The organism is Nocardia grenadensis NBRC 108939 (assembly GCF_001613445.1).
Classification (GTDB): domain Bacteria; phylum Actinomycetota; class Actinomycetes; order Mycobacteriales; family Mycobacteriaceae; genus Nocardia; species Nocardia grenadensis.
The window spans coordinates 162,910-189,643 of record NZ_BDCJ01000020.1 but is presented as its reverse complement, the minus strand read 5'-3'; the positions used below and the strand labels follow the sequence as shown (position 1 = coordinate 189,643).

The following is a 26,734-nucleotide window of genomic DNA, read 5'->3' as shown; positions in this document are numbered from 1 at the left end:
TCCGGCTCCGGTTCGTCCTATGCCGTACGGGGCTGCGAGCTCGGTCACACTCTCGTCACCGTGCCCCGTCCGATGCCTCGCCGGGTTCGTATGGCCATGGGGGGGCGGCGGTTTCGGAGCCGGGGACGGGGGTCAGGAATCGTCCATCGGGGCGATCGGTTGTATAGATTTCGTGTGGTCCCTGCCGGTCGTCGAATTCGCCGATTTCATGCCGGGCAATCGACAGTGCGCCCAGCTTGGAATCGACCATGATTCCATCGGGGCCGACCTGCGCGACCACGCCCGTGTGATTGACCACGCCGCGGCCGGCTTCCTCTCCGTCTCCTGCCCGATAGACAACGACATCCCCCGGGGTAGCGGAACTTTCGTCGGTCACCCGGCGAAACCCGTTGTCGGCCAGAATGTCGTCGACTTTCGCGCCGGGAAGCCAGCCGGCTGCACCGTCACGGCTGAATGTATAGCCGTGGCAATTGAAGTGTGGATTGATCTTGCCCCGTGGTTCGAAGTGGTCCAGTTGCTGACCGAGATCTCGCTCCAGGTAGAACAGCCCTTTCAGACCCTCTGGCGTTCGGTAGTACCAGGGCCCTTCGGGTGCCAGGTGCGAGATCGTTTCCCAGGTGCGCGGCGGGATTCTGGTGCCCCTGTCGGTCTCGTACGTGCGTAGCTCTTTCGATCCTGGTGTCACCCAGCCTGCGCGTTCGATATGGGAGTCGATGATGGTCTGCCCTCGCCCGGCGTCCGGTTTGCCGATGTGCGAGCCATCCAGCGGCGCCGAATTCTCGCCGATGTCATCGGCTCGGCGGCTTCCGGGCACACTGCCGAGTAGAGGACTTCTGTCGACAGCGAACGTCAGCGTCAGATGACTTTTCCGCTCGGCATCGGCCAGCAGTCCTTCGAGCTTCAATGCCCCCGCTCTGACGTCACTTACCTTGTCTTTGAAATCACCCGACCAGCCCGTGAAAGCTTTCAGGAGGCGGCTTTTGACCTCGGTGATACCTTCGGGACCGGTCATCGGGCGCACGGAGAACTCCCTGTGTCGCTGGTGTTCCGTCTATCGACAGCAATGTCGCACAAGACTGCCGTGGCTGTCACCTTCGGCAGAGGTGACGCAACGGTGGCCGATGGCGTCCACGGCGTGACCACGCCGACCGCCCGGGCCCGATCGACGGATTTCGTCGGCCCGTTCGCCACGGGGAGCAGTCCTCAGACAGGCGGTACCACCCGTGGAATGCGACTCGGGCAGGGGGCGCCCGTACCGGGCAGCCGCACTCGGGTGCGGGCGGGCGGTGGCGGCACCAGCAATTCGGCGCGGTCAGCGTACAAACGTTGCCCACCCGCCCAGGGCTTGCCAGAGTGGAGACCGAGATATCTCGCGGTGGCCCCGGGCCCGACATCTGAGGAGAGTGCTGTGCGCTTCGGAATCTTCATCCCGCAGGGGTGGCGTCTCGACCTGGTAGGTCTCGAACCCGCTACCCACTGGGAGGTGATGCGGGGTCTGGCTGCCCGCGCCGATGCGAACCCGGTATGGGAGTCGCTGTGGGTGTACGACCATTTCCACACCGTTCCGGAGCCCAGCGAGGAAGCCACCCACGAGGCCTGGACCCTCATGTCCGCCTTCGCCGCCACCACCACCCGGGTGCGGCTGGGGCAGATGTGTACGGCGATCAGTTACCGTAACCCGGCCTACCTGGCCAAGGTCGCGGCGACGGTGGACCTCATCTCCGGCGGCCGCACCGAAATGGGTATCGGCGGTGGCTGGTACGAACACGAATGGCGTGCCTACGGATACGGTTTCCCCACCGCCGGGGAGCGGCTCGGCCGGCTCGACGAAGGGGTGCAGATCTTCCGTCAGGCCTGGCAGACCGGCACCGCCACCCTCGACGGCCGCTACTACCAGGCGGACGGTGCGATCGTGCGCCCGCTACCCGCCCAGGAGGGCGGCCTGCCGCTGTGGATCGCGGGCGGCGGCGAGAAGAAAACCCTGCGTATCGCCGCGAAGTACGCGAACTACACCAACTTCGCCGGTAACAGCCCCGACGAGTTCACCCACAAATCGGAGATCCTGCGCGCGCATTGCGCCGAGGTCGGCACCGACTTCGACGCCATCGTGCGCAGCGCCAACTTCAATGTCGCCATCGGCGCCACCGAGGCCGAGGTCGAACAGCGAAAAGCCGAGCACCTCGCCCGGATCGCCCCGGTCCTGGGCGAGGAGAAGGCCCGCGCCTATGTCGACAACCTGAACAATGGCAGCGCGGCGGCCGGCACCCCGGAGCAGATCGTGGAGAAACTGTCCGCCGTCCGCGATCGCGGGCTGGGCTACGCCATCTTCAACTTCCCCGAAGCGGCCTACGACACCAGCGGTATCGAACTCTTCGAACGCGAAGTCCTCCCGGCACTGACCGACTGAGTCGCGCCCGCATTTTCGCTCCGGGCGCGCCCACCCGTATCACGGCACATCTGGACACCTCCCCTCTGACCTAACCGTATTCCGGCTGTAGAGGCAGCCAGTTCAGTGGATGGCCCCGTCGCCCCGGTGGATATGACGGTCCATCCGCAGTCCGACAGGCCCCGTATCGGTGGTGCTCGATTCCGGTTCAGCCATCCAGCCTGTCTTCTCCGGATGAAGCGTCGATTTCCGCACGCTCGCCCGCCGCGTTCGCGGTGTCCCCAAACCTGGCGAGTCGCTTCTTCAACTCCGCGGTCGTCATGTTGCGTCGCGGGGCGATCGGGCGCATTTCAGCGATGGGCCGGCCGTTACAGGTGATGACGAAATCCTCACCTGCGTCCAGCGCAGCCATTACGCCCGCGCTGCCGTCGCGTAGCTCGGTATGACTGATCGTCCTGGTCATTCACCCAAGATAACGATCGACGCTATCGATTTTCATGCGATAACGACGATCGGCACCACGCTTCCGTTACGAAGGTGGTGCCGATGTCGCGACCGCTAGATCTGCGCCCCAGCCTCTCAGAGCATGCAGCTCACGCAGCCCTCGACCTCGGTGCCCTCCAGCGCCATCTGCCGCAGGCGGATGTAGTAGAGGGTTTTGATGCCCTTGCGCCAAGCGTAGATCTGGGCTTTGTTCAGGTCGCGGGTGGTGGCGGTGTCCTTGAAGAAGAGGGTCAGCGACAGGCCCTGGTCCACGTGCTGGGTGGCCGCGGCGTAGGTGTCGATGATCTTCTCGTAGCCGATCTCGTACGCGTCCTGGTAGTAGTCCAGGTTCTCGTTGGTCATGTACGGGGCCGGATAGTAGACGCGGCCGATCTTGCCTTCCTTGCGGATCTCGATCTTCGACGCCACCGGGTGGATGGAGCTGGTGGAGTGGTTGATGTAGGAGATCGACCCGGTCGGCGGGACGGCCTGCAGGTTCTGGTTGTAGAGGCCGTGCTCCATGACCGCGGCCTTCAGCTCCCGCCAGTCGTCCCGGGTGGGGATACGGATACCGGCGTCGGCGAACAGCCGCGCGACCCGCTCGGTCTTCGGCTCCCATACCTGATCGGTGTACTTGTCGAAGTACTCACCCGAGGCGTACTTGGATTCGGGGAACCCGCCGAAGTACGTACCACGTTCCCGCGCAAGCATATTCGAGGCCCGCAGGGCGTGATAGACGACGGTGTAGAAGTAGATATCGGTGAAGTCCAGGCCCTCTTCGGACCCGTAGTGGATATGTTCGCGCGCCAGGTAGCCGTGCAGATTCATCTGACCGAGGCCGATGGCGTGCGAGGAGTTGTTGCCCTGTTCGATCGAGGGAACCGAGTTGATATGGGTCTGATCGGAGACGGCGGTCAGCGCCCGGATCGAGACCTCGATGGTGCGCGCGAAATCCGGGGAATCCATCGCCTTGGCGATATTGAGCGATCCCAGGTTGCAGGAGATGTCCTTGCCCACATGCGCGTAGGTGAGGTCGTCGTTGTAGATCGACGGGGTGGAGACCTGCAGGATCTCCGAGCACAGGTTCGAGTGGGTGATCTTGCCGGCGATCGGGTTGGCCCGGTTCACCGTGTCCTCGAACATGATGTAGGGGTAGCCGGATTCGAACTGCAGCTCGGCGATGGTCTGGAAGAACTCACGCGCCTTGATCTTGGACTTGCGGATCCGCTTGTCGTCGACCATCTCGTAGTACTTCTCGGTGACATCGACATCGGCGAACGGCTTGCCGTAGATCCGTTCCACGTCGTAGGGCGAGAACAGGTACATGTCCTCGTTCTTCTTGGCCAGTTCGAAGGTGATGTCGGGGATCACCACGCCCAGCGACAGCGTTTTGATGCGAATCTTCTCGTCCGCGTTCTCCCGCTTGGTGTCGAGGAACCGGTAGATATCGGGGTGGTGGGCGTGCAGGTACACCGCGCCCGCACCCTGGCGCGCACCGAGCTGGTTGGCGTAGGAGAAGGAGTCCTCGAGCAGTTTCATGATCGGGATGACGCCCGAGGACTGGTTCTCGATCTTCTTGATCGGGGCACCGTGTTCACGGATATTACTGAGCAGCAGCGCGACCCCACCGCCGCGCTTGGACAGCTGCAGCGCGGAATTGATGGAGCGCCCGATGGACTCCATATTGTCCTCTATGCGAAGGAGGAAACAACTAACGGGCTCACCGCGCTGCTTTTTCCCCGAGTTCAGGAAGGTCGGGGTGGCCGGCTGGAACCGGCCGTCGATGATCTCCTCGACGAGTTTGCCCGCGAGCACCTCGTCACCGGCGGCCAGGGTCAGCGCCACCATGCACACCCGGTCCTCGAAACGCTCCAGGTAGCGCTTCCCGTCGAAGGTCTTGAGGGTGTAAGAGGTGTAGTACTTGAACGCGCCCAGGAAGGTCGGGAACCGGAACTTCTTGGCGTAGGCCTGCTGGAACAGCTTCTTGACGAAGGCCCGGCTGTACTGCTCGAGCACCTCGGACTCGTAGTAGTTCTCCTCGACGAGGTAGTCGAGCTTCTCGTCGAGGTTGTGGAAGAAGACGGTGTTCTGGTTGACGTGCTGCCGGAAGTACTGGTGCGCGGCCTCGCGATCCTTGTCGAACTGGATCTCGCCGTTCGGACCGTACAGGTTCAGCATCGCGTTGAGGGCGTGGTAGTCCAGGACCTCACCAGGCTCACCGGCACGCTGCGGGGGCTGCTCCAGACGGGCCGTCATACCTGCTGGTGCTGTCGTTGTTGGTGCCAAAACAATCCCAATCCCTCACGGACGCGGGCGACGTCCTCGGCGGTTCCCATGAGTTCGAAGCGGTACAGGTAGGGCACCCCGCATTTACGCGAGATGACATCACCTGCGAAGCAGAAGGTGTCGCCGAAGTTCGTATTCCCCGCCGCGATGACCCCGCGCAGCAGCGCGCGATTGTGCGGATCGTTGAGGAACTTGGCGACCTGGCGCGGGACGAATTCCTTGTCGGAACGTGTCGAACCGAATACGTGCCGACCGCCCCCGTAGGTGGGAACGATCAGCACGTAGGGTTCGTCGACCCGCAGCGAGTCGGTGGTGTGCAGGGGAATCCGGAGTGCCGGGATATCCAGCTTCTCGACGAATCGGTGGGTGTTCTCCGACGCACTGGAGAAGTAGACCAGCGTATGCGACTCGGACATCTCACCTCCCCTGTTGCCAAGACCCGGTCGGGTGCGCTGTTCGCTCGGACTATGTCCATCGCGCCTGAGCCCGGGTCCTTCGTGGTTACGCTGCGCTCCCGCCTCCGGGCCTGACGCACTCAGGCGGCTACGGTGGCCAGCGCCTTGATGCGGTCGGGCCGGAAACCGGACCAGTGTTCGTCACCGGAGACGACGACGGGGGCCTGCAGGTAGCCGAGGGCCATCACGTAGTCGCGCGCGTCGGCATCGGTGGAGATATCGACGACCTGGTATTCCACCCCGGCCTTGTCGAGGGCCTTGTAGGTGGCGTTGCACTGCACGCAAGCGGGCTTGGTGTACACGGTGATCATTCGAGTCCCTCTCTCCTGTGCCTATGTGCGGTGTTCGCGGTCCTTCGTGGTGACGGTCCGCCGCCCTCCGGGCCGAGCTCACCGCATACCTGATCCAGCCGGTGACCCGTCTGTGTTGTGCGGTGTGTCGGCACGATCGGATGATCTGCGCAAACTCCGAGGACCGACCCTGAAACGCCACGTCCGGGCCGGTTCCACCCGGTGTCGGCGGGCCGATCGCGCCGCCGCCTCCAGGCATCGATGACACTACACCTAGTGGCCGACAGAAAGAAACAACACGAGATGTTGCGAGTCACAACCATGTGATTTCACCGCTGTAAGCCGCAGGACAGCAACTCGACACGCCGTATTCGCCGTGGTCCAGATCACAAATCATCCGGGCCAGTTCTCTTTCAGCAAACGCAGGAGGTTACGCCTGTAACACCAGCCGCTCCGGGCCCCAGCAGGCCCTCCGGTCCCGTAGGAAACCGACCGACCGGAAACGCGAGGGCCGCTCCGCCATCGGACGGAGCGGCCCTCGCGATGCGCGGAGATCAGGCGGAGACGAGCTCCCCGCTGGCGGCGGTGACCAGAACCTGCATCGACTCGGCCAGCTCGCGCTGCACCTCGGCATCCTCACGCGGATGGCCGGCGGCGAAGCGCTCACCCCATGTGGCGTAGTGCAGATGCGCTTCCTCGACGATCTTCCCGCCGGCGATGCCCACGGACTTGACCGCGTCGGCGTGCGCCCACCGGGCGGCATTGGGGCTGATCGAACCGCTGAGCACGGCCACCGGCTTGCCGCCGATCGCGCCCGCACCGTAGGGCCGGGACAGCCAATCGATCGCATTCTTCAGCACCGCCGGCAGGGTGCCGTTATATTCCGGGGTGACCAACAGCAGACCGTCGCTCGCCGCGACCGCATCGCGCAGCGCCTGGGCAGCGGCCGGTACCGAACCCGCGATATCGATATCCTCGTTGTAGAAGGGGATATCACCGATACCTTCGTAGATCGAGACCTCGGCGCCCGCGGGCGCGGTGGAGGCCGCCGCCTCGGCGATCCGCCGGCTGACCGAGGCGCCACGAAGGCTGCCTACGAGGGCGACGATACGGGTCTGGCTCATGTTCACTCCTGCGGTACTAGTTGTGTGACGATCGCACTGCCCAGGTTAACCGGACCGCGGTCCGCTACATTCCTCCGGAGGGACGCACAGCGCCGTGAACTACGACACACTCAGTCCGGATTCCGCCGGATCCGAAACCCCGGGTGGCCCGCGCCGAACCCCGGCGCCGGCCGAACCGCTCGCGCTACGGGGCCGGCCGCAAGGGGTGGGGCCCGAACTCCCCGGTACCGCCGAACCGGCCGAACGCGCCGATGCCGCGCGCAACCGGCGCCGGCTGCTCGACGCCGCACAGGAACTCGTCCGCGACCACGGCGTGGACGCCCTCACCATGGACGCGCTCGCCAAACGGGCCGGCGTCGGCAAGGGCACGGTGTTCCGGCGCTTCGGCAACCGGACCGGCCTGATGTACGCGCTGCTGGACCACTCCGAGACCCAGGCGCAGGAGGCGTTCATCTTCGGCCCGCCGCCGCTGGGGCCGGGCGCGCCACCGGTGGAGCGACTCGTCGCGTTCGGGCGGGCCCGGCTGCTGGACCTCGAGGTGGCGGGCGAACTGTATCGCGCGGCCGAACTCGGCTCCTCCGAGGACCATTTCAGCAGCCGGCCCTACCTCGTACTGAAAACCCATGTGGCGATGCTGCTGCGCGATGCGGGCGGCCCCGGCGATCCCGCACTGCTGGCCGACACCCTGCTGGCCGCGCTCGGCGCCGCGCTCGTACTGCACCAACTCCGCACACTCGGTTACACGCGCGAGCAGATCGGCGACAACTGGGAAGCCCTTGTTCGGCGCGTGGCCGTTTCCACCGAGCAGTAGAGTGATCCGGCATGGGAAGCCTGCGTGAACAGATCATCTCCGAACTGGGTGTGCTGCCGAACATCGAGCCGAAGGACGAGGTTCGGCGCCGCGTCGATTTCCTGAAGGACTATCTGCGCGCCACACCGGCAAAAGGTTTCGTGCTCGGCATCAGCGGCGGCCAGGACAGCGCCCTCGCCGGACGGCTGTGCCAGCTGGCCACCGAGGAACTGCGCGCCGAAGGTCACGAGGTCCGATTCGTCGCGGTGCGGCTACCCTACGGCGTGCAATCCGACGAAGCCGACGCCCGCGTCGCCATGACCTTCGTCGCGCCCGACGACTCGGTGGTGGTGAACGTCCGGCCGGGCGCCAATGCCGTGGCGGCAGAGGTGGCTTCGGCCCTCGAGGTCGGCAAACTACGAGATTTCGTGCGCGGCAACATCAAGGCCCGCGAGCGCATGGTGATCCAGTACGCCATCGCCGGCCAGGAGAATCTGCTGGTGATCGGTACCGATCACGCCGCCGAAGCGGTCACCGGGTTCTTCACCAAATACGGCGACGGCGGCGTGGACGTGACCCCGCTGACCGGTCTGACCAAACGGCAGGGTGCCGCGCTGCTCGAGGAACTGGGCGCACCCGCCCGCCTGTCGTCCAAGGTGCCGACCGCGGATCTGGAGGACGACCGCCCGGCACTGCCCGACGAGGAAGCGCTCGGCCTGCGCTACAGCGAGATCGACGACTACCTCGAGGGCAGGGATGTCACCGACGAGGTCGCCAAGCGCATCGAGACCATCTACCGCACCACCCGGCACAAGCGCACGGTCCCGGTGACCCCGCTCGACGAATGGTGGCGCTGAGCGCGGTGGTTGCACACCACGGCCGCCGAGTCGAGCGGTCCGCGGGCACGATCGGTCGCAACGTAGCGGAGCGGTACGCCCGGTACATGACACGCCGCGCCGAGCCGGACCTGTCCACGGCGCGGTCCCCTCGGCCGTAGTGCGACTTTTCTCATGGCTGTTTCTCGCCCCGCGGATCGACCGGGCGGCGACGACAGATCCCGCCTCGTCCGGTTGCCCCCGGTCGAATACCGAAGCAACCATGACACCAGCGGGCGGGCGGGCTGCACGACTCCTTTCGCCTGCCTGTGCAGTGGCCGGTTGTTTCTGCGGCCCGGGTGGGGAACTCATCGGCGTGGAGGCCTCCACAGAAGCATCCTGCCGTGGCATGAATCGTGGGCCGAAGGCGGCTGCGGGACCCGAGCCCGGCGATCACCCCGGTAGCGCTGCTCGAACCGCGCCGGATCAGCCGCCGGCGAAGGGGGGCATGACATCGACCCGCCGCGTCAGCGTGGTGCCACTGTCCCGGGTGAGTTCGTCGCCGATCAGATACGCGCAGACACCCAGCATCTTGCCCAGGTCCGGACCGTAGGTCTCGGTGAGCCGGGCACGCAGGTCGGCGATCGTCGCGCCGGGGGGCAGGTCCAGGGTCTCGGTGTCCTTGCCGACCGCGTCGGCCACGGCGGCGAAGTAGCGGACCTCAACCACCTATTGCTCCCATCGTGCGTTCCGGGGGCACGAAACCCTCGGCATCGATACCGTGACCCGCCCATTTCTGCCACATCGCGCCGCGCCACAGCTGCGCGAGTTCCGCATCGCTCGCCCCGGCGCGCAGACTCGCACGCAGATCGAACTCCTGGTCACTGAACAGGCAGGACCGCAGCATACCGTCGGCGGTCAGCCGGGTGCGGTCACAGGTGTCGCAGAATTTCCGGGTCACCGAGGCGATGATGCCCACGGTCGCGGGACCTCCGTCGACCAGCCAGGTCTCCGCGGGCGCGGCCGGATCGTCGCGACCGCCCGCGGTGAGCCGGAACCGGGCGCCCAGCACGTCCAGCAGTTCGGCGGCGGTCACCATATTGGCTCGCGCCCATTCGTGGTCGGCGTCCAGCGGCATCTCCTCGATGAACCGCAGTTCGCACCCTTCGTCCAGGCACCAGCGCAGCAGGTCCGTGGCACCGTGCAGGGTCTGCCGCATCAGGACCGCGTTCACCTTCACCGGCGCCAGCCCGGCCGCGCCGGCGGCACGAATACCCGACAGCGCCGAATCCAGCCGGTCGCGGCGGGTCAACCGGGCGAAGTCGGCCCGGTCCACGGTGTCCAGGGAGATATTGACCCGGCTCAATCCGGCGGCGGCCAGCCCGGCCGCGCGATGCCGTAGGCCGATACCGTTGGAGGTCATGGCCAGGGGCACCTCCGGGACCGCCGCGTGACAGCCAGCCACGATCTCCTCCAGATCGCGGCGCATCAGCGGTTCACCGCCGGTAAACCGCACCTCACGCACACCCAGATCGCGGACGGCGAGCGTGACCAGGCGCACGATCTCGGCGGCCGTCAGCAATTCCGCGGGCGGAATGGCCGGCAGCCCTTCCTCGGGCATGCAGTAGGTGCAGCGCAGCGAGCACTTCTCCGTGATGGACACCCGCAGATCCCGCGCGGTCCGGCCGAATCGATCCACCAGCAGCGGCGTTTCCGGACGTCCATCGAAAGAGGGGCGCCCGGACCGCACGGTGGGGATCCCCATTTCGACCAGCGTCACGCCTCCATTATGTACGCCGGGTCCATCTCGATATCGAGCCTCGGCAGTATCGGCCGATATCGGGTGCCCGGCCCGCGCGTCGTCGCCGGCCCCGACGGGCGGCGATCGGCCGGCCGGCGCCACTAGGCTGGGCCTATGATTTCTCGGCCCGCCAGTCGTCCGGTCCGGTCGGCCGACGACTACCGCGACACCATCGAACAGCTGTTGCGGCCGCTGGCCGCCCGGCCGGTGGAGTACGCCCCGATCGCCGAGGCGCTCGGACGCCGGCTCGCGCAGGATCAGCACGCGCCGATCGATCTGCCCGTTTTCCGTAATTCCGCCATGGACGGCTACGCCGTGCGCGCACAGGATGTCGCGATCACCCCGGTGACCCTGCCACTCACCGGGGTGATCGCCGCCGGTGATCCCGGCCACGAAGCACTGGCCCCGGAGACCGCGCGCAAGGTGATGACCGGGGCGCCGCTACCGGCCGGCGCCGACTGCGTGGTTCCGGTGGAGGATACGACCGCCGACGAGCATTCGGTGCGGATCACCCGTGGCCGCTCGGCCGGCGAATTCGTCCGAGAGCCGGGCAGCGATATCCGCGCGGGTGCCGAACTGGTCCCGGCCGCGACCGTGCTCGCGCCGCGGCATATCGCGGCGCTGGCCGCGGCGGGTGTGGGCCGGGTCCCGGTGTTCGCACCGCTGCGGGCCGTTGTCATCAGCACCGGGAGCGAATTGGTGCCCGCCGGAACCGAGCTGCGGCCGGGGCAGATCTACAACTCCAACGGAATCGCGCTGGCGGCCGCGCTCACCGCCAACGGTGTCGCGGTGGCCGGTGTCGAGCACTGCGGTGACGAACCCGCGGAGTTCCGGCAACTGCTCCGTTCCGCGACCGCCGCCGCCGATCTGGTGATCACCACAGGCGGAGTGTCCAAGGGTGATTTCGAGGTCGTCCGGGAGGTCCTCATCCCGCTCGGCGGCGAGTTCGGCTCGGTGGCCATGCAACCGGGCGGCCCCCAGGGCCGCACGGTCGTCGACGGGGTGCCGGTGCTGAGTTTCCCGGGGAACCCGGTGAGCGCGGTGGTGTCGTTCGAGGTGCTGGCCCGGCCCATCCTGCGGCACCTCTCCGGGCTGGACCCGGTACCCGAGTACGAACTCCCGCTGCTGGGCGCGGTGCGCCGCTCGCCCGAGGGCCGCCGCCAGTTCCTGCGCGGGCGGCTGGTCCGCAACGGAACGCGGCCGCACGCCGTGGAGGTGGTTTCCGGACCCGGTTCCCATCTCGTCGCGAGTATGGCGGCGGCCGACGTGCTGATCGATATCCCGGCCGCGGTGACCGAACTCGCGCCGGGCGCGACTGTGCGAGTGTGGACGTTATGAGCGAGTTGTCACATGTGGATGCCGAAGGCCGGGCCCGCATGGTGGATGTGAGCGCCAAGGCCGATACCGCGCGGATCGCCGTCGCGGGTGGGGAACTGCGCACCACCGCGGAGGTGGTGGCGTTGGTGCGCGCCGACGATATGCCGAAGGCCGATGTGCTCGCGACCGCCCGGCTGGCCGGGATCGCCGGTGCCAAGAAAACCGCGGAACTCATTCCGCTGTGCCATCAGCTCGCGCTGTCCTCGGTGAAGGTCGAATTCGGTTTCACCGACTCCACCATCACCATCGAGGCCACCGCCAAGACCACCGGGCCCACCGGGGTGGAGATGGAAGCGTTGACGGCGGTGGCCGTGGCCGGCCTCACCCTGCACGACATGGTGAAAGCGGTCGACCCGGCGGCGGAGCTGAACGGCGTTCGCCTGATCCGCAAAGAGGGCGGGAAACATGGTCACTGGACCCGCGCGCAGTCACCGGCCGCGACCGGCACCACCCCGCATCCGGTGCCGCACTCCGAAGCGGAAACGCATGCGGCCACTCCCCGAAGCGATATCAGCGGCACCGCGGTGGTGCTGGTGGCCTCCACCGGCGTGGCGGCCGGAACCCGGACCGACACCACCGGACCACGGCTGGTGTCCTGGCTGCGCGATCGCGGATACACCGTGCGCGGCCCCCTCGTCTACGCCGACGCCGAGATCGCCGACGGCCTGGCCGACGCGCTGCACACCGCCCCCGACCTGGTGGTGACCACCGGCGGTACCGGCGCCTCCCCCACCGACCACACCCCGGAGGCGACCGCGGCCCTGCTGGACCGGGAGCTGCCCGGGGTCGCCGAGGCGATCCGGCAACGCGGCACGGCGAAATTCCCGCTCGCGGCGCTCAGCCGAGGCGTCGCGGGTCTGGCCGGCCGTTCGGTGGTGGTGAATCTGCCCGGTTCCCCGGGCGGGGTGAAAGACGGTATCGCGGTGCTGGAACCGCTGCTCACCCATCTGCTCGCGCAGGTGGCCGGCGGCGGTGCGCACGAGAACGACAGTGCGCGGGCGAAATACGACGCGCTGCGGGAGAAGAGTATCGGGAACGAGAGCGCACATGCCTGACCTGTCCACCGGAACCCCCGGCCGCGAACACCGCGCGGCGGTCGGCGGAGTACGGCTCGCCGAGATCAGTGACCACGCCCTGGATCCCACGGCGGTCGACGCCGCCGTCCGCGGTCCGTACCACGGGGCGGTGGTGCTGTTCACCGGCGTGGTCCGCGATCACGACGGCGGCCGGGAGGTTTCGGCGCTGGAGTACTCGGCGCATCCGGAAGCGATCCGTTTTCTGCGCGAATGCTGCGCCTCGGTCGCCGAATCGAGCGGTCTGCCGGTGGCGGCCGTACACCGCGTCGGCGATCTGGTGGTGGGTGATCTGGCGATCGTGACGGCGGTGGCCGCGCCGCATCGAGCCGCGGCCTTCGCGGCATGCTCGACGCTGGTGGACCGGATCAAACACGAAGTGCCGATCTGGAAACGTCAGCTGTTCGCCGACGGGCTCTCCGAATGGGTCAACGCCTGCGGGTAGTCGTCGTCGGCCGCCTCCCGCGCGATATCGGGTACGTAGCGCCAGACCGCGAGCATCTCCTGGTCGTCCAGGCTTTCGGGTCCGCCGTACACGGTCGCGCGCAATCGTCCCAGTACCGTGTCGGTATCCAGACCGGTGCCGATGAGCACCAGTTCCGCTCCGGTGCCGCGGGTGGCCCGATCGACCGGTTCCAGCGTGATCGCGCGGCCGACCAGGTGCAGGAGGAAACGGCGGGGTCCCGGCGCGGCGAAGGTGACGAAACCTTTCGCCCGGAACAGTCCGGCGGGCGGTTTCTCCAGGAACTCGATCAACCGGCGCGGATGCAGCGCCGCGGTCTCGGTGAACACCACGCTGGTGTAATCGTCGTGTAGATGCCGGTGATCATCGTCGTGCTCGTCGTGCGGGTGCTCCTCGCGCAGCAGTTCGTCGAGACTCAACTGCTCGCCGATGCGGGGTTCGCCGCGACGGCGCGGATCGAACAGCAGTCCCGGATCGACCCGCCCGCGCGTGGTCGCGTACACCGGTGCGCCCCCGGTCAGTTCCGTGATCTCGGCGCGCAACTCGTCCAGTTGCGCCGCGCCGACCCGGTCGGCCTTGTTCACCACCACCAGATCCGCCAGGCGCAGATGACTCGCCAGTTCCGGATGCCGTGCCCGGCTCCCAGCGAACTCCCCCGCGTCCACCACTTCGAGCAGCCCGCCGTAACGGATCCGGGAGTTCTCGCTGCCCACCACCATGCGCACCAGATTGCGTGGTTCGGCCAGACCGCTGGCCTCCACCACGATCACATCGATACCGGCACGGGGATCGGTCAACCGGGTGAACAGCTCGTCGAGTTCGGAGACGTCCACCGCACAGCACACACAGCCGTTGCCCAGCGACACCATGGCGTCGACCTGACCGGCCACCAGCATCGCGTCGATACTGACGGCACCGAAATCGTTGACCACCACCCCGATCCGGGTGCCCCGGTTGTTGCGCAACAGGTCGTTGAGCAAGGTGGTCTTTCCGGCGCCGAGGAATCCGGCCACGATCACCACGGGTATACGCTCAGCCACCGGGCAATAGTATTGGCGCGCCTTCGGCGCGAGGGGTATGGGCCTCGTGAGACTCGGCACAGAGCATCGCCACCGGCCGGTGTCGGCTCTCGACGGCATAGCCTCCACCGCGTACATCGAGAGCCGGTGGCAGGTGACCCGGGGAAGATCGTTGGACGGACGCGCGGTGGGCGGGTGGGTGACCTGCGCCCGGCGACGCGGCAGGGGCGGCGCAGCTGCCGACGACCGGTACCGGGCCGCTCGGTTCCAGACCCCGAGGCACTTTTCGCGATTCTCCGGAAATATCTCGATTCTCCGAGATCGGTAGCGCCGACTCTGGTAGACGTGCCGGGGAGATCGGGAGGATCTCACTGTATCGAGAAACAAAGAAATACGGAGGAGAACGAATGCGTGCAGGCACGTTTCTGATCGCCGGTGCGGTGTTGTCGGCGGCGACCGTGCTGGGCGGCGGTATCGCGGCGGCCGAGCCCGCGGATCACATAGCGCACGACGGCGTCTACCGGGTCGGCGTCGATATCCGGCCCGGAACGTGGGAATCGGCCGGGCCCGCCGATCCCGACCGCAGCTGCGACTGGCGACGGCTGCGGTTGATCGAGGGGGACAACACGGATATGAGCTACATCATCGAGAACAACTACACGAAGCTGGGCCCGATCCGGGTCACGGTGAAACCGGCCGACGCGGGTTTCAAGACCGAGAACTGCGGAGCCTGGCGGATGGTCCCGCCCGCGCCGGCGCCGACCGGTTCGTCCGGACGCTGACGCTGACCCCACCACCGACCGGGGCCCGGCTCCCCCGCGACGGAATAGCCGGGCCGGAGCCGCCACGGCGGCCCGTCACCGATGGGCGCGCAGCTGGTACAACCCTTCCATTTCGGCGACGACCACACCGTCGGTATCGCTGAGCACCGCGCGCAGCGTGAAATCCGCCTTACCGTTGGCAGCGGCCTCGGTCGCGATCCGTTCGATCTCGGCGTCGTCCAGGGTGGCCTGGGCGCGAACCGCCGTGGTCGCCGGTTTCCGGAACACGATTCGCAGATCCTTCACCAGCGGGTAGAACTGCGTGGTGTCGAAACTGGCCACCGCGATGGCCCCGCCCAGGATCTCGCCGACGGTGAACAGCACCCCGGCGTACATGACACCGAAATGGTTGCCGTTGCCCTCCACGGGCACCGTGGCCGCGGCGTACCCGCGGCGCACCTCCTCGGCGTGCACCCCCATCCGGTGCGCCACCGGGATGGTCTGTTCCAGCGCCGAGTTCACGACCTCGGCGATGGGCGGGTTGCGGACTTCACTCATAACAGGGTCGGCCCTTCCGATGGGTCACGCGACGATTGGTTTTTCTTCCGGGGTCGGCGGCTCGGGTTCGGCGGCATCGGGCACTTCGGTGCCGCGCAGCGACGTTCCCGCGGTCTCCCGCAGGAAGTACCATGCCACGAGACCGATCAGCGCGGCGGCCACCATGTAGAGGGCGGGGAACAGACTCCATCCGGTGGCTTCGATCACCGCCTCGTTCACCAGCGGGGCGGTACCGCCGAACGCGGCCGTGGACACGTTGTAGGCCAGGGCGAACCCGGCATACCGCACGTGGGTCGGGAAGATCGCCGGGAAGGTCGCGCTGATGGTGGACAGCTGCGGGACGTACAGCAGGCCCAGTACCACGAAGCCCACGATCGCCCAGCCGGTGCCCACACCCATCAGCCAGTACATCGGCACGGCCAACACCGCCAGCCCGACCAGCGAGAACAACCACAGTGGCCGCCGCCCGGTGCGGTCGGACAACCGGCCGAAGAAGGGGACGCACGCCATCATCGCCACCTGGCCGATGAGCATCATGGCGGTGGTGGTGGACTCACCGAGACCGATGGTGTTCTGCAGATAGGTCGGCTGGTAGGTGAGCAGCGTGTAGTTCGCGACGTTCAGCGCGATCACCAGGCCCGACAGGGTCAGCAGCTCGCGCCGGTAGGTGGTGAGCAGCACCCGGAGCCCGCCCTCGGGATGCTCCTGTTCGTTGACCTCGGTGAACACCGGCGATTCGTCGAGCTTGGTGCGCAGGTACCAGCCGATGGCGCCCAGCGGGACGGCGATCAGGAACGGGATCCGCCAACCCCAATCGTGCATGGCGTCCGAACCGAGGATCAGCTGGCACAGCAGTACGACCGCGGAACCGCCGACGAAACCGCCGAGCGTGCCGAACTCCAGGAAGCTGCCGAAGAAGCCGCGCTTCTTATCGCTCGCGCATTCGGCCAGGTAGGTGGCCGCGCCACCGTACTCACCGCCGGTCGAGAAACCCTGCACCACGCGGAGCAGGATCAGCAGGATGGGGGCGAGCACCCCGACCTGGCCGTGGGTCGGCAGCACACCGATCAGGCCGGTGGCCGCCGCCATGAGCAGGATGGTGGTGGCCAGCACCACTTTGCGCCCCACCCGGTCGCCCAGCGGACCCCAGACCATGCCGCCGACCGGCCGCAGAACGAAGGAGACGGCGAAGCCGAGCATGGTGCCGAGGGTGCCGAGTTCCCCCGGAAAGAATGCGTCCGTCAGGTAGGTGGCGGTGGCGGCGTAGACGCCGTAGTCGAACCATTCGGTGGCATTGCCCATTGCCGAGGCCGCCACCGACCTCTTGAGTTGTGGTGGTTCGACCTGTGCTGGTTGCGGCTGCTGGTCCGTCACGGTCAGTCCTCTCCGGCGCATGCGTCCGTGTCGGCCCGGCCGACCCATGACGTCGCGCTCGCCGGCGACCGGGTTACGGCGAGTATCGACCTCAATCCGTTACCCGGGATTTTTCCTGGGTAAACGCCCGCAGCCCCGGACCCGCGTCACCGGGCACCTCTCATCAGCTACTCGCCAGCGTATGTGAAGACGCTCACACCTGCGGGAAAACCGGCCCCGGACACGCCTGCGACGCCTTCGCCCCGGGCCGGTTTCCCCGGCCGCTCAGTGGGACTCCTCCCCGCCGACGGCGGCGGGATCGGGGCGGTGATTCACCTCTACCAGCGGCAGCCGCAGCGCCGCGGGCGCCGACTCCGGCACTACCGGGGACACCGGGGCGACCGGGGCGAGCCGCCGGTAGGGCGCGCCGAGCGGCGGCCGCGGATCCGTCTCGCCCTTGTTCGGCCACATCGCCACCGCGCGTTCGGACTGGGCGGTAATGGTGAGAGAGGGGTTGACGCCGAGGTTGGCCGAAATGGTCGATCCGTCGATCACGTGCAGCCCTGGATAACCGTAGAGCCGCTGGTAGGGGTCCACCACACCGGTCTCGGCGCTCTCCCCGATCACACAGCCGCCGATGAAATGGCCGGTCATCGGAATATTGAACACGCTGCTGGTGGCACCGCCGGCGATACCGTCGATCTTGTCGGCGACCCGGCGGCCCACTTCGTGCCCGGCCGGGATCCAGGTCGGGTTCGGGGCGCCCTCACCCTGCCGGGTGGTCATCTTGCGGCCGAACAGCCCGCGTTTGGTGTAGGTCGTGATCGAATTGTCCACCGACTGCATCACCAGCAGGCCGATCATCTGCTCCGACCAGCCCCGCGGGTTGTGCAGGTGTGGCAGGTCGCGGCGGTTGCGCCAGATCTCGCGCAACCACAGCCGGCGTTTGGACACACCCGGCTCCTCGTCGACCATGACACTGCCCATCAGCGAGATGACATTGCTGCCCTTGCCGTAGCGCACCGGTTCGATATGGGTGTCGGGATCGGGGTGGATCGAGGAGGTGATGGCCACGCCCTTGGTGAAATCGCTGCTCTTGTCCCGGCTGCGGATCGCGAGCAGTTCCTCGGAATTGGTCCGGGACAGGAACCCCAGTCGTCCGGAGATATCGGGCAGCGACCCGGAATCGCGCAGTTTGTGCAGCAGCCGCTGGGTGCCCAGGGAGGCCGCGGAGAAGATCACCTGCTCGGCGGTGAAGGTGGTGCGTTTCTTGCGCAGCCAGCGCCCGGTCGTCACCGTGGCCACCGTGTAGCCGCCACCGGGCAGCGGTTCCACATCGGTGACGGTGCGCAGCGCGTGCACCGTGGCACCGGCCTGCTCGGCCAGGTACAGATAGTTCTTGACCAGGGTGTTCTTGGCGTTGTGGCGGCAGCCCGTCATACATTCGCCGCAGTGGGTGCAGGTGCGGCGCGTGGGCCCGGCGCCACCGAAATACGGATCCGGCACGTCTTCGCCGGGCCGGCTTCCGGGACCGCCGAAGAAGACGCCGACCGGCGTCCGCTGATAGGAATCGGCGACGCCCAGTTCCTCGGCGACCTCTAGGAAGACCCGATCGGTCGGCGTGGTCGCCGGATTCGTGGTCACGCCCAGCATGCGTTTGGCCTGGTCGTAGTAGGGCGAGAGTTCGTCTTTCCAGTCCGTGATCCCCGCCCACTGGCCGTCGCGGAAGAACTTCTCCGGCGGCTCGTAGAGGGTGTTGGCATAGACCAGGGACCCGCCGCCGACTCCCGCCCCGGCCATGATGAGGGTGTTCTTCAGCAGCGCGAGCCGCTGGATACCGAAGCAGCCGAGATATGGCGCCCACAGGTACTGCCTGGCACGCCAGGATGTCTTGGCGAATTCGTCGTCGGCGAAGCGGCGGCCGGCCTCGAGGACGCCGACCCGGTATCCCTTCTCGGTCAACCGCAGGGCGCTGACGCTGCCCCCGAATCCGGAGCCGATGACGAGGACGTCGTAGTCGAAGGTCTGGCCGGGCCCGGCGCCGGTGCCGGTGCTCGTTGCGGAACTGGACATCTTTCCGAGACTATGGCCTGGATCACCGTCGTGGGAACATACCCGCGGACACGAAATCGACACTTTCGGCCAACCTGTCCGAGCGGTTGGTTCACCGTCCGGCTCCGGCCGCCGGCGCCGGGCCGGAAAGCGTTGCGTCGGGCGGCACGGCGGCCCCGGGATCCCAGGCGGCCTGCGCGCCCGGTCTGCCGTGTTCCACGACATAGGCCGCCCGAGTGCGGATCGGCGCCCCGGGCCGGCCGACATAGGGCACCACCCGGTACTCGCTGCGCCACAACCGCTCATCGACCTCCACCCGCACATAACCCCGCTGGCCGTTGAAGAACTTCATATCGGGATTGGCGGCCAGCAGCGTGCGGCCCCGCGGCGGGAGGTCGGCGCCGTCACGCCCGGTGGTGATGGAGGTCCCGGTGAACTCGGTGGCCACCACCGGGGAGTGCGAGTCGCGGTAGTTCCCGCGCAGATCGACCACATAGTTCTCGTGCCGGTCGCCGGTGAGCACCACCAGGTTTCCGCGCCCGCGCGCCGCCGCCGCCGCGAGTACCGCATCGCGGTCGGCGACATAACCATCCCAGGCGTCGGTGCCCACCGCGACCACCGGGCCCGGGTCGTAATCGGACTGCGCCATCGCGACCTGATTGCCCAGGATCTGCCAGCGGGCCGGGGAGCGCGTCAGTCCGTCGATCAGCCAATCGCGTTGCGGCGCGCCCAGGATCGTGCGGTCCGCCGCGAAGCGATCCGGGCAGTCGACCACCAGGTTCCCGCCGTCACCGCAGGCCGTCGAGGTTCGGTACTGACGCGTGTCGAGCATGGTGAGATCGGCGAGATCACCGAAGGCGTAGCGACGGTGCATCCGAACGTAGGGGCCGGCGGGTAGCTGTTCGATCCGCAGCGGCAAATGCTCGTACATCGCCCGGAATGCGGCCGCGCGGCGCCGCCGGAACAGGGCGGGCAACAGGTGGATATCGATCCCGGTGCCCGGGTCGAAACCGGCCCAGTTGTTATCGATCTCGTGATCGTCGAAGGTGCAGATCCAGGGGAACGCGGCATGTGCGGCCCGCAGTTCGGGCTCGGCCTTGTACTGCGCGTACCGCAGCCGATAACCGGTGAGATCGGCGGCCTCCGCACGCAGCGTCTCCGGGATCGATACCCCGGCGCGGCCGCGGGCCCACTCCTTCTCGTAAATGTAATCGCCCAGATGCACCACGAACTCGAGGTCTTCGTCGCACAGATGCCGATAGGCGGTGTAGTAGCCGGAACTCCAGTGCTGACAGGAGGCGAAGGCAAAGCGCAAACGCGCTACCCGCGCACCCGCGGCGGGTGCGGTGCGGGTACGGCCCACCGGGGAGATCGCCGCACCGGCGCGGAACCGGTAGTAGTACCAGCGATCCGGTGCCAGTCCACGGACCTCCGGATGCACACTGTGGGCCAGCTCCCGGGTCGCGAGCGCGCTGCCGCGGGCGGCGATCCGGCGGAACTGCTCGTCCTCGGCGACCTCGTACTCGACGGTGACCGGCGCCCGGGCGGTGCCGCCGAGCGCATCGGGCGCGAACGGGTCCGGCGCCAGCCGGGTCCACAGTACGACCCCGTCGGGCAGCGGATCCCCGGACGCCACGCCCAGGGTGAAGGGATCGCCGAGCCATCGCGGCGCCCGGTACGGAGCGCTGCTCGCGAGACCCGCGCCGGCCAGGAGCGCGGCCGCACCGGCGGTGCCTGCCTGCAGTAACCGCCGTCGGGACAGAGCCATGAATCAGCTTAACCCGGCCCGGATCGCCGGAAGCGCCGCGACGGAGTCCGGTCGCCCGGTCCGGTCACCGGGCGACCGGACCGTTCTATCGATCGCCGATGCAGACCACGAACCGGCGTTCGTCGTAGACGAACCCGCGGTCGGCCGACGGGCACGCGTTCACGTTCACCGTGTCCGGCAGGATGCTGATCACCTGCACCCCGCCCGGTCCACATTCCGTGCGTTGCGGCTGGTCGCCCGAGACATCCACACAGCTGCCGACGACCCAGTCGATATCGAGGCACAGGGTCGTCTCGCCGATGGTGTGGGCGGAGTCGGCGTCCGAGGGACAGGCGGTCCCCGCCGGGCCGACCGCGGCCACCTTGTAACGGGATTCCGGGCTACCGCAGGAGGCTTTGGCCACCTCCTTCTCGCCGAGCGCGCTCAGGCACTCCCCGGCCACCACCTCGACCTTCGGTGGGGCCTGTTTGGCCTCTTTATTGGCCGAACCCGCGATACCGACAGCGGAAGGGGTGGTGGTAGGCGGGACGGTCGCCGACGGCACGAGCACCGACGGCGGGGCCACCGGGGCGGGCGAGGTCTGGGTCACGCCGGTGCCGGCTGTCGTCTCGACGGCCGCCGGCGCGGCGAGATCCTCGGTCGTCTCGTCACTGCCGGCGGTGGCCAGCAGCGCGGCCACACCGATTCCCAGCACGATCGAGGTCACCACGGCCGCGATGGCGATCGCGGCGGCGGTGGCGCCGACCCGCGCGCGTTTGTCCTGCGGTGAGAGCGGCGGACGCCCGCCGTCCTCGTCCGGGCCCGGCTGGGTCACGGTTCGCCGCGCAGCACGGCGGTCACCGCGTCGGCGAACGGCTGTCCACCGGTGATGTAACCGCCGGCCACCGCACCGACGACCAGACCGATCGGACCGGTGATGATGCTGAAGAATCCGAGCCCGACGAACGCGCCGAGCAGACCGCCGAGTACCGCGCCCGCCGCGACACCGACGACGTTCTCCTGCAGCTCGGCGGTCAGCCGGGTCATCGAGCTGACCGGCCGCATCTCGCCGATGTTCTCGGCGGTGACCGTCGGGGTCAGCTCGAGAGTGGTCCCGTCGGCGCTGATCTCGTGGGCCACCGCCATCTCACTGCCGGAGATCTCGTACTGCAGCGGCACTTCGGCCACCACGGCACCGCTGACGGCCTTGAGTACGGCCTTGGCGCCGTCCGGCGTCAGTTCGAACCGCCCGTCGTGGACCTCGGTGGTGATCGTCTGGGTCTTCTGGTCGACGCTGGTCTCGTAGGCGACGCCCTGGTCGACGCCCTCGCTCTTGATCTCCGGAGCCGGAGCCGCGGGCTCGGCGTGCACCACGCCGGCGGAAATCCCTACAGCGGCGACGGACAGAAGTGCGGTAGCGGCGAAAGTGCCGAACTTCATTGCGTTCAATTCCTTCTCACGTGAACCGACCCTGGGCCGGGCGGCTGCGATTTCATTCGCGCACAGGACCATACCGATATTCGGAGTTCGAATGCATATCAAGAATTAAACGGAAAATGCGTCCTTTAAATTGCTGATCAATAACCGCGCGGTACCGCGGGAATTCCGCGATACTCGGCTCGGTCAACGGTTATACGACTCTGCGATATCACCGTGGCACCAGCACCGGCCCCGGCAGCATTCCGCCGGCAATCGGCCAGGGGCCGCAACTTTTACGCCCGGTTATTCAGCGGAAGGTCTGCGGGTGTTACACAACCCGCCGGAATGCACCGACCGGCGCCGGGTGGGGTGGCCGGGTCCGCCGGTGACAAACGGAACTACTTCGTGATCGACGAGGACTGTGCCGCGCGACCTCGCGGTGCTGCACTTCTTACAGGACGTTCCACCGTGTCCCCACCGTCGATCCGACCGGAGCACGCCCTATGACGACCGCCGCATACCCACTGCTCACCGCCTGCGCCCTCGCCGCCGCGACCGCGTTCGGGCCGGCCCCCGGCGCCGCAGCCGCGGTGACGGGTGTGAGCATCTCCGGTGGTTTCGGCCTCGGTTTCGTCCAATACGGGGTCGGTTGCACCTACACCGTCACGGTCCACGGGGACGGGGTGGGCGCATTGGAGGACCGGGCCGACGGGCAGCCCGGCGGCACCTTCGGGCCGCTCGAGCAGGCGGGACCCGGCACCTTCACCGCGGACTGGGCGCCGACTGTGCCCGGTCGGCATTCGGTATCGGCCGACGGGGTGGGCACCGAAGTGTACGTGCAGAAGGGTTACGACTTCGGCCTCGTCTGCCTCACCCTGCCCGAGTATCTGCACCTGCCCGGCTGACCCGTGGACGGGACCGGCGGCCGGTCGCGATCGCCGCCCGCATCACTCCAGGCCGCTTGACAGATTCCGTACTTTTGACAGACTCCGTCGAATGGCCCCGGGACGGCAGTCCTGGCCCGGAAGAAGGGATTTCGAATGGGTGTCTACGCGGTCACGGGAGCGGCGTCGGGAATGGGCAGGGCGGTCGCCGACAAACTGACCGCCGCGGGCCACCGCGTGATCGGGGTGGATATCCAGGAGTCCGATATCGTCGCCGACCTCGCCACCGCCGCGGGCCGGCGCAGCGCGATCGACGCGGTACTGGCCGCCGCGGACGGCCGGCTCGACGGCGCCGTCCTCGCGGCCGGGCTCGGGCCGGTACCGGATCCCGCCCGATTGCCGGTGATCGCCGCGGTGAACTATCTCGGCACAGTCGAACTGCTGGAGGGCTGGCGGCCCGCGCTCGCGGCGACCGGATCCGCGCGGGTCGTCGCCTTCGGCAGCAATTCCGCCACCACGGTCCCGGCGGTGCCGCGCCGGACGGTGGCGGCGTTCCTGGCCGGCGATACCGAACGCGCCGTCCGGACGGTGAAGATCTTCGGTAAGCAGGCCGGGCCGTTCGTGTACGCGGCCTCCAAGATCGCGGTCAGCCGCTGGGTGCGCCGCCGGGCCGTCCGGCCGGAATGGGCCGGGGCCGGTATCCGGCTCAATGTCATCGCCCCCGGCGCGATCCTCACCCCGCTGCTCGAAGGCCAGCTCGCCTCCCCCACGGAGGCCAAGGCGGTCAATGCGTTCCCGGTCCCCACCGGTGGCTTCGGCAAGCCGGAGCACATCGCCGACTGGGTCTGCATGATGTTGTCGCCATCGGCCGAATTCCTCTGCGGTAGCGTGATTTTCGTGGACGGCGGCACCGACGCCTATTTCCGTCCGGATGATTGGCCGCGGGCGGTACCGCTGCGCCGCATCATCGGCTACCTGCGCCGGTTCCGCGGTTTCTCCGCGACCCCGCGAGCGGAGTAACCACAGACTGCCCTGCGCCGGACGCATGCCCGGGTTCGCGCCGGGCATCCTGTCCGGTAGCCGATCCGCGACGCCCCGGGGTGAGCCACCCGGGCGGGCTATCGCTTACGCGCGACCCCGCGCGTAAGTTGACCTGCGTATCCAGCCACTCCGGCGACGCACCCACCGGCCCGCCACTGCGGTAGCTCACGCAAATCCCCGGAATCCGGCCCGACACGGCCACAGCTCGCCCCGAGCGCCCCCCGCGCCGCGGAGCACGAACTCTCATCGCCGATCGGACTCGGTTCCCGCACCGGGTGATTCGGGCAGTTGGAGAGCGTTGCACCAGATCCAGTCGAGCGTCTCCAGCAAGGTCTCGAACTCGATCCGCTCCTCGTCCACGAACACCAGATACGCCACTTTGCTCACCATGCTCGACAACGCCAGTGCAGTCACCCGCGCGTCCAACCGCGGCGTCACCAGACCGCGCTCCTGGAGATCCCGGATCAACGCCGCATTGCGATCGATGAACGCCGAAGCCCGCTCGGCTCGCAGCGCGGCGAACTGTGGGTCCACCCGGGACACCTGCTCCAGGACGGCCATCAACCGCGCGTTGCGCCGATAGGACCGTAAGTACTCCCGGTTCGCGGCGGCGATCCAGTCGCGCGGATCGTCGCTCCCGGCGCGCGCGCGGACGTGTGGATGCAGCATCTCCTCCCGGACTTGATCGACGACCTCGGCGAAGATTTCTTCCTTGCTGTCGAAATGGGTGTAGAACGACCCCGAGGCCACCCCGGCGGTCCGGGTGATGTCGCTGATCCGCGCATCCACGAACCCGTCGGCCTCGAAAACCGCACGGGCGGCCGTGAGCAGCGCCGCCCGGGTGCGGATCCCGCGGCGGCTCTTCGGGGCGGGCCGGGTCGGATGACCGGCCGCCGTGAGCTCCCGCGCAGCTCCCTCGCCGGTTTTCCCACCCGTGGATACGCTGTCGGCTCCGCCGCCGCTCGTCCGGGCCCCGGATATGTTCTCCTGCCGAGCATTCACCGGCCACTCGCAGTCGTCGCGGGCCGGCCGGATCGCGGAATCCGGCGACGGGCGCGAACGAACTCCGGGATCGCAGGCCGGGCGGAATACGGAAGGCGGTGGTGGCGGGCGCGAACAGGCTCGGATAGTGCGTTCACGCCGCGAACAGGCGGCCCGTCGCCGGCGTGGTGATCCGATCGGAGTTCCCGGTATCGCGCGGGGTCGCCCGGCCGACCTCGGCCCGCAGGGTCTCGTCGGGGGAACAGCCGGGCACCGAGCGGACATATCCAACGTATCGGGCGGCGGACCGGAATGCCCGGGCCACATCCCCGGACCCGGGCCGGCACCACTAGCTGCCGGCGGCTTCGGCCGCCGCGCGGGCCTTACCGAGCTCGGCCCGGGCGATAGTCAGTTTGTGCACCTCGTCGGGACCGTCGGCGATCCGCAGGGTACGCAGATGGGCGTACATGCTCGCGAGCGGGAAATCCTCGGTCACACCGGCCGCGCCGTACACCTGGATGGCACGGTCGACGATCCGCAATGCCATCACCGGCGCGGCGATCTTGATCGCGGCGATCTCGGTGCGGGCCTCCTTGTTGCCGACCGTATCCATCATCCAAGCGGTTTTCAGGGTGAGTAGCCGCGCCTGTTCGATATCGATGCGCGCCTCGGCGATCCAGTCCCGGATATTGGCCCGTTCGCTGACCTTGCGCCCGAATGTGGTCCGCGAATCCGCCCGGGCACACATGAGTTCCAGTGCGCGTTCGGCCATCCCGATCGCGCGCATGGCGTGATGGATGCGGCCGGGGCCCAGCCGGGCCTGGCTGATCGCGAAACCCTCCCCCTCGCCCTTCAGTACATCGGTGACCGGGACCCGCACATCGGTGAACTCGATCTCGGCGTGCCCCTCGCGATCGACATAACCGAACACCGGCAGATTGCGGACGACGGTGACACCCGGGGCGTCGATCGGCACCACCATCATCGACTGCTGCCGATGCTTGGGCGCGTCCGGATCGGTCTTCCCCATGACGATGAGCACCCTGCAATTGGCGTGCATGGCGTTGGAGGCGAACCACTTCCGGCCGTTGAGCACGTACTCGTCGCCGTCGCGTTCCATCCGCATCTCCACATTGGTGGCATCGGAGCTGGCGACCCCGGGCTCGGTCATCGCGAACGCCGACCGGATGGTGCCCGCCAGCAGCGGTTCGAGCCAGCGCTGCTTGTGCTCCTCGGTACCGAAGAGGGTGAAGACCTCCATATTGCCGGTGTCGGGCGCGGAACAGTTGCACGCCTCGGGCGCCAGCGCCGGACTGCGACCCATGATCTCGGCCAGCGGCGCGTACTCCAGATTGGACAGGCCCGGGCCCCACTCCGGGTGCGGATGGAACAGATTCCACAATCCCCGCTCCTTGGCCTCGGCCTTGAGGTCCTCGAGGATCTGCGGGTGATGATGTGGATCCCCCGCCGCGGCCATCTGCTCGGCATAGACCGGCTCGGCCGGATACACGCGCTCGTCCATGAAGGCGAGCAGGGTGCGCCGGTACTCGCGGGCACGCTCGGTCGAGGTGAACAG

The 26,734-nt window shown here is 67.8% G+C and carries 26 protein-coding genes; 9 read left to right on the top strand and 17 right to left on the bottom strand.

Features of this window, described 5'->3' with window-relative positions:
• Positions 1-55: 55 nt before the first annotated feature.
• Positions 56-1,021, bottom strand: a complete 966-nt coding sequence (locus NGR01S_RS21965) for a fimbrial protein (protein ID WP_063039783.1) — start codon at positions 1,019-1,021, stop codon at positions 56-58.
• Positions 1,022-1,408: 387 nt separating this feature from the next.
• Between NGR01S_RS21965 and NGR01S_RS21960 the strand changes: the two genes are divergently transcribed.
• Positions 1,409-2,407, top strand: a complete 999-nt coding sequence (locus NGR01S_RS21960) for an LLM class F420-dependent oxidoreductase (protein ID WP_063039781.1) — start codon at positions 1,409-1,411, stop codon at positions 2,405-2,407.
• Between the two features lie 187 nt (positions 2,408-2,594).
• On the opposite strand, the gene NGR01S_RS21955 is transcribed toward NGR01S_RS21960, so the two are convergent.
• From NGR01S_RS21955 to NGR01S_RS21935, 5 genes are all read right to left on the bottom strand, one after another.
• Positions 2,595-2,849, bottom strand: coding sequence for a hypothetical protein (locus NGR01S_RS21955; protein ID WP_063039779.1), 255 nt, complete (start codon positions 2,847-2,849; stop codon positions 2,595-2,597).
• A gap of 116 nt (positions 2,850-2,965) precedes the next feature.
• Complete coding sequence (nrdE, locus tag NGR01S_RS21950) at positions 2,966-5,125, bottom strand: class 1b ribonucleoside-diphosphate reductase subunit alpha (protein ID WP_063039777.1); 2,160 nt, start codon at positions 5,123-5,125, stop codon at positions 2,966-2,968.
• A complete protein-coding gene (gene nrdI, locus NGR01S_RS21945; RefSeq protein WP_063039775.1) occupies positions 5,122-5,571 on the bottom strand; it encodes a class Ib ribonucleoside-diphosphate reductase assembly flavoprotein NrdI in 450 nt (149 codons plus the stop codon). Before nrdI ends, nrdE begins: the two co-directional genes overlap by 4 nt.
• A gap of 119 nt (positions 5,572-5,690) precedes the next feature.
• Entirely contained in the window at positions 5,691-5,921 is a 231-nt protein-coding gene (nrdH, locus tag NGR01S_RS21940) for a glutaredoxin-like protein NrdH (protein ID WP_030521995.1), read from the bottom strand.
• A 533-nt stretch (positions 5,922-6,454) separates the two neighbouring features.
• The gene (locus NGR01S_RS21935) at positions 6,455-7,024 is read right to left on the bottom strand and encodes an NAD(P)H-dependent oxidoreductase (RefSeq protein ID WP_063039924.1); all 570 of its coding nucleotides are present in this window, start codon (positions 7,022-7,024) and stop codon (positions 6,455-6,457) included.
• A gap of 205 nt (positions 7,025-7,229) precedes the next feature.
• Between NGR01S_RS21935 and NGR01S_RS21930 the strand changes: the two genes are divergently transcribed.
• A complete protein-coding gene (locus tag NGR01S_RS21930; RefSeq protein WP_063039922.1) occupies positions 7,230-7,835 on the top strand; it encodes a TetR/AcrR family transcriptional regulator in 606 nt (201 codons plus the stop codon).
• An 11-nt stretch (positions 7,836-7,846) separates the two neighbouring features.
• Complete coding sequence (gene nadE / locus NGR01S_RS21925) at positions 7,847-8,671, top strand: NAD(+) synthase (protein ID WP_063039773.1); 825 nt, start codon at positions 7,847-7,849, stop codon at positions 8,669-8,671.
• A 444-nt stretch (positions 8,672-9,115) separates the two neighbouring features.
• Here nadE and NGR01S_RS21920 read toward each other — a convergent pair whose 3' ends face one another.
• Both NGR01S_RS21920 and moaA read right to left on the bottom strand, forming a co-directional pair.
• Entirely contained in the window at positions 9,116-9,358 is a 243-nt protein-coding gene (locus NGR01S_RS21920; RefSeq protein ID WP_063039771.1) for a MoaD/ThiS family protein, read from the bottom strand.
• On the bottom strand, positions 9,351-10,409 hold the full coding sequence (gene moaA / locus NGR01S_RS21915; RefSeq protein ID WP_063039769.1) for a GTP 3',8-cyclase MoaA: 1,059 nt from the start codon (positions 10,407-10,409) through the stop codon (positions 9,351-9,353). The genes NGR01S_RS21920 and moaA overlap by 8 nt, the downstream gene beginning before the upstream one ends.
• A gap of 135 nt (positions 10,410-10,544) precedes the next feature.
• Between moaA and NGR01S_RS21910 the strand changes: the two genes are divergently transcribed.
• From NGR01S_RS21910 to NGR01S_RS21900, 3 genes are read left to right on the top strand one after another with little or no spacing between them, the layout of a single operon-like run.
• Positions 10,545-11,768 carry a molybdopterin molybdotransferase MoeA gene (locus tag NGR01S_RS21910; RefSeq protein ID WP_063039768.1) on the top strand — a complete coding sequence of 408 codons (1,224 nt, stop codon included), beginning with the start codon at positions 10,545-10,547 and terminating at the stop codon, positions 11,766-11,768.
• Complete coding sequence (gene moaCB, locus NGR01S_RS21905) at positions 11,765-12,862, top strand: bifunctional molybdenum cofactor biosynthesis protein MoaC/MoaB (RefSeq protein ID WP_084481587.1); 1,098 nt, start codon at positions 11,765-11,767, stop codon at positions 12,860-12,862. Before NGR01S_RS21910 ends, moaCB begins: the two co-directional genes overlap by 4 nt.
• Positions 12,855-13,325, top strand: coding sequence for a molybdenum cofactor biosynthesis protein MoaE (locus NGR01S_RS21900; protein ID WP_084481567.1), 471 nt, complete (start codon positions 12,855-12,857; stop codon positions 13,323-13,325). Before moaCB ends, NGR01S_RS21900 begins: the two co-directional genes overlap by 8 nt.
• On the opposite strand, the gene NGR01S_RS21895 is transcribed toward NGR01S_RS21900, so the two are convergent.
• Positions 13,277-14,383, bottom strand: coding sequence for a CobW family GTP-binding protein (locus tag NGR01S_RS21895; RefSeq protein WP_245664706.1), 1,107 nt, complete (start codon positions 14,381-14,383; stop codon positions 13,277-13,279). The genes NGR01S_RS21900 and NGR01S_RS21895 overlap by 49 nt on opposite strands.
• 386 nt (positions 14,384-14,769) lie before the next feature.
• Between NGR01S_RS21895 and NGR01S_RS21890 the strand changes: the two genes are divergently transcribed.
• Positions 14,770-15,144, top strand: a complete 375-nt coding sequence (locus NGR01S_RS21890; protein WP_063039766.1) for an Rv1352/Rv1906c domain-containing protein — start codon at positions 14,770-14,772, stop codon at positions 15,142-15,144.
• A 75-nt stretch (positions 15,145-15,219) separates the two neighbouring features.
• Here NGR01S_RS21890 and NGR01S_RS21885 read toward each other — a convergent pair whose 3' ends face one another.
• The 6 genes from NGR01S_RS21885 to NGR01S_RS21860 form a co-directional block, all read right to left on the bottom strand.
• Complete coding sequence (locus tag NGR01S_RS21885; protein WP_063039764.1) at positions 15,220-15,681, bottom strand: PaaI family thioesterase; 462 nt, start codon at positions 15,679-15,681, stop codon at positions 15,220-15,222.
• A 24-nt stretch (positions 15,682-15,705) separates the two neighbouring features.
• A complete protein-coding gene (locus tag NGR01S_RS21880; RefSeq protein ID WP_063039762.1) occupies positions 15,706-17,076 on the bottom strand; it encodes an MFS transporter in 1,371 nt (456 codons plus the stop codon).
• Positions 17,077-17,319: 243 nt separating this feature from the next.
• Positions 17,320-19,107 (bottom strand): GMC family oxidoreductase N-terminal domain-containing protein, encoded by a 1,788-nt coding sequence (locus NGR01S_RS21875; RefSeq protein ID WP_063039760.1) that lies wholly within the window; start codon positions 19,105-19,107, stop codon positions 17,320-17,322.
• A gap of 91 nt (positions 19,108-19,198) precedes the next feature.
• Complete coding sequence (locus NGR01S_RS21870; RefSeq protein WP_084481566.1) at positions 19,199-20,854, bottom strand: alkaline phosphatase D family protein; 1,656 nt, start codon at positions 20,852-20,854, stop codon at positions 19,199-19,201.
• Positions 20,855-20,939: 85 nt separating this feature from the next.
• Complete coding sequence (locus tag NGR01S_RS21865; protein ID WP_063039757.1) at positions 20,940-21,668, bottom strand: LppU/SCO3897 family protein; 729 nt, start codon at positions 21,666-21,668, stop codon at positions 20,940-20,942.
• Positions 21,665-22,273 carry a DUF8020 domain-containing protein gene (locus tag NGR01S_RS21860; RefSeq protein ID WP_063039916.1) on the bottom strand — a complete coding sequence of 203 codons (609 nt, stop codon included), beginning with the start codon at positions 22,271-22,273 and terminating at the stop codon, positions 21,665-21,667. The genes NGR01S_RS21865 and NGR01S_RS21860 overlap by 4 nt, the downstream gene beginning before the upstream one ends.
• A 482-nt stretch (positions 22,274-22,755) precedes the next feature.
• Between NGR01S_RS21860 and NGR01S_RS21855 the strand changes: the two genes are divergently transcribed.
• Together NGR01S_RS21855 and NGR01S_RS21850 are read left to right on the top strand one after the other, a co-directional pair.
• Entirely contained in the window at positions 22,756-23,157 is a 402-nt protein-coding gene (locus NGR01S_RS21855; RefSeq protein ID WP_063039755.1) for a hypothetical protein, read from the top strand.
• Between the two features lie 135 nt (positions 23,158-23,292).
• Entirely contained in the window at positions 23,293-24,156 is an 864-nt protein-coding gene (locus NGR01S_RS21850) for an SDR family oxidoreductase (RefSeq protein ID WP_063039753.1), read from the top strand.
• A 264-nt stretch (positions 24,157-24,420) separates the two neighbouring features.
• Here NGR01S_RS21850 and NGR01S_RS30450 read toward each other — a convergent pair whose 3' ends face one another.
• Together NGR01S_RS30450 and NGR01S_RS21840 are read right to left on the bottom strand one after the other, a co-directional pair.
• Entirely contained in the window at positions 24,421-25,179 is a 759-nt protein-coding gene (locus NGR01S_RS30450) for a TetR/AcrR family transcriptional regulator (RefSeq protein WP_245664705.1), read from the bottom strand.
• Between the two features lie 328 nt (positions 25,180-25,507).
• A complete protein-coding gene (locus tag NGR01S_RS21840) occupies positions 25,508-26,734 on the bottom strand; it encodes an acyl-CoA dehydrogenase family protein (RefSeq protein WP_373861456.1) in 1,227 nt (408 codons plus the stop codon).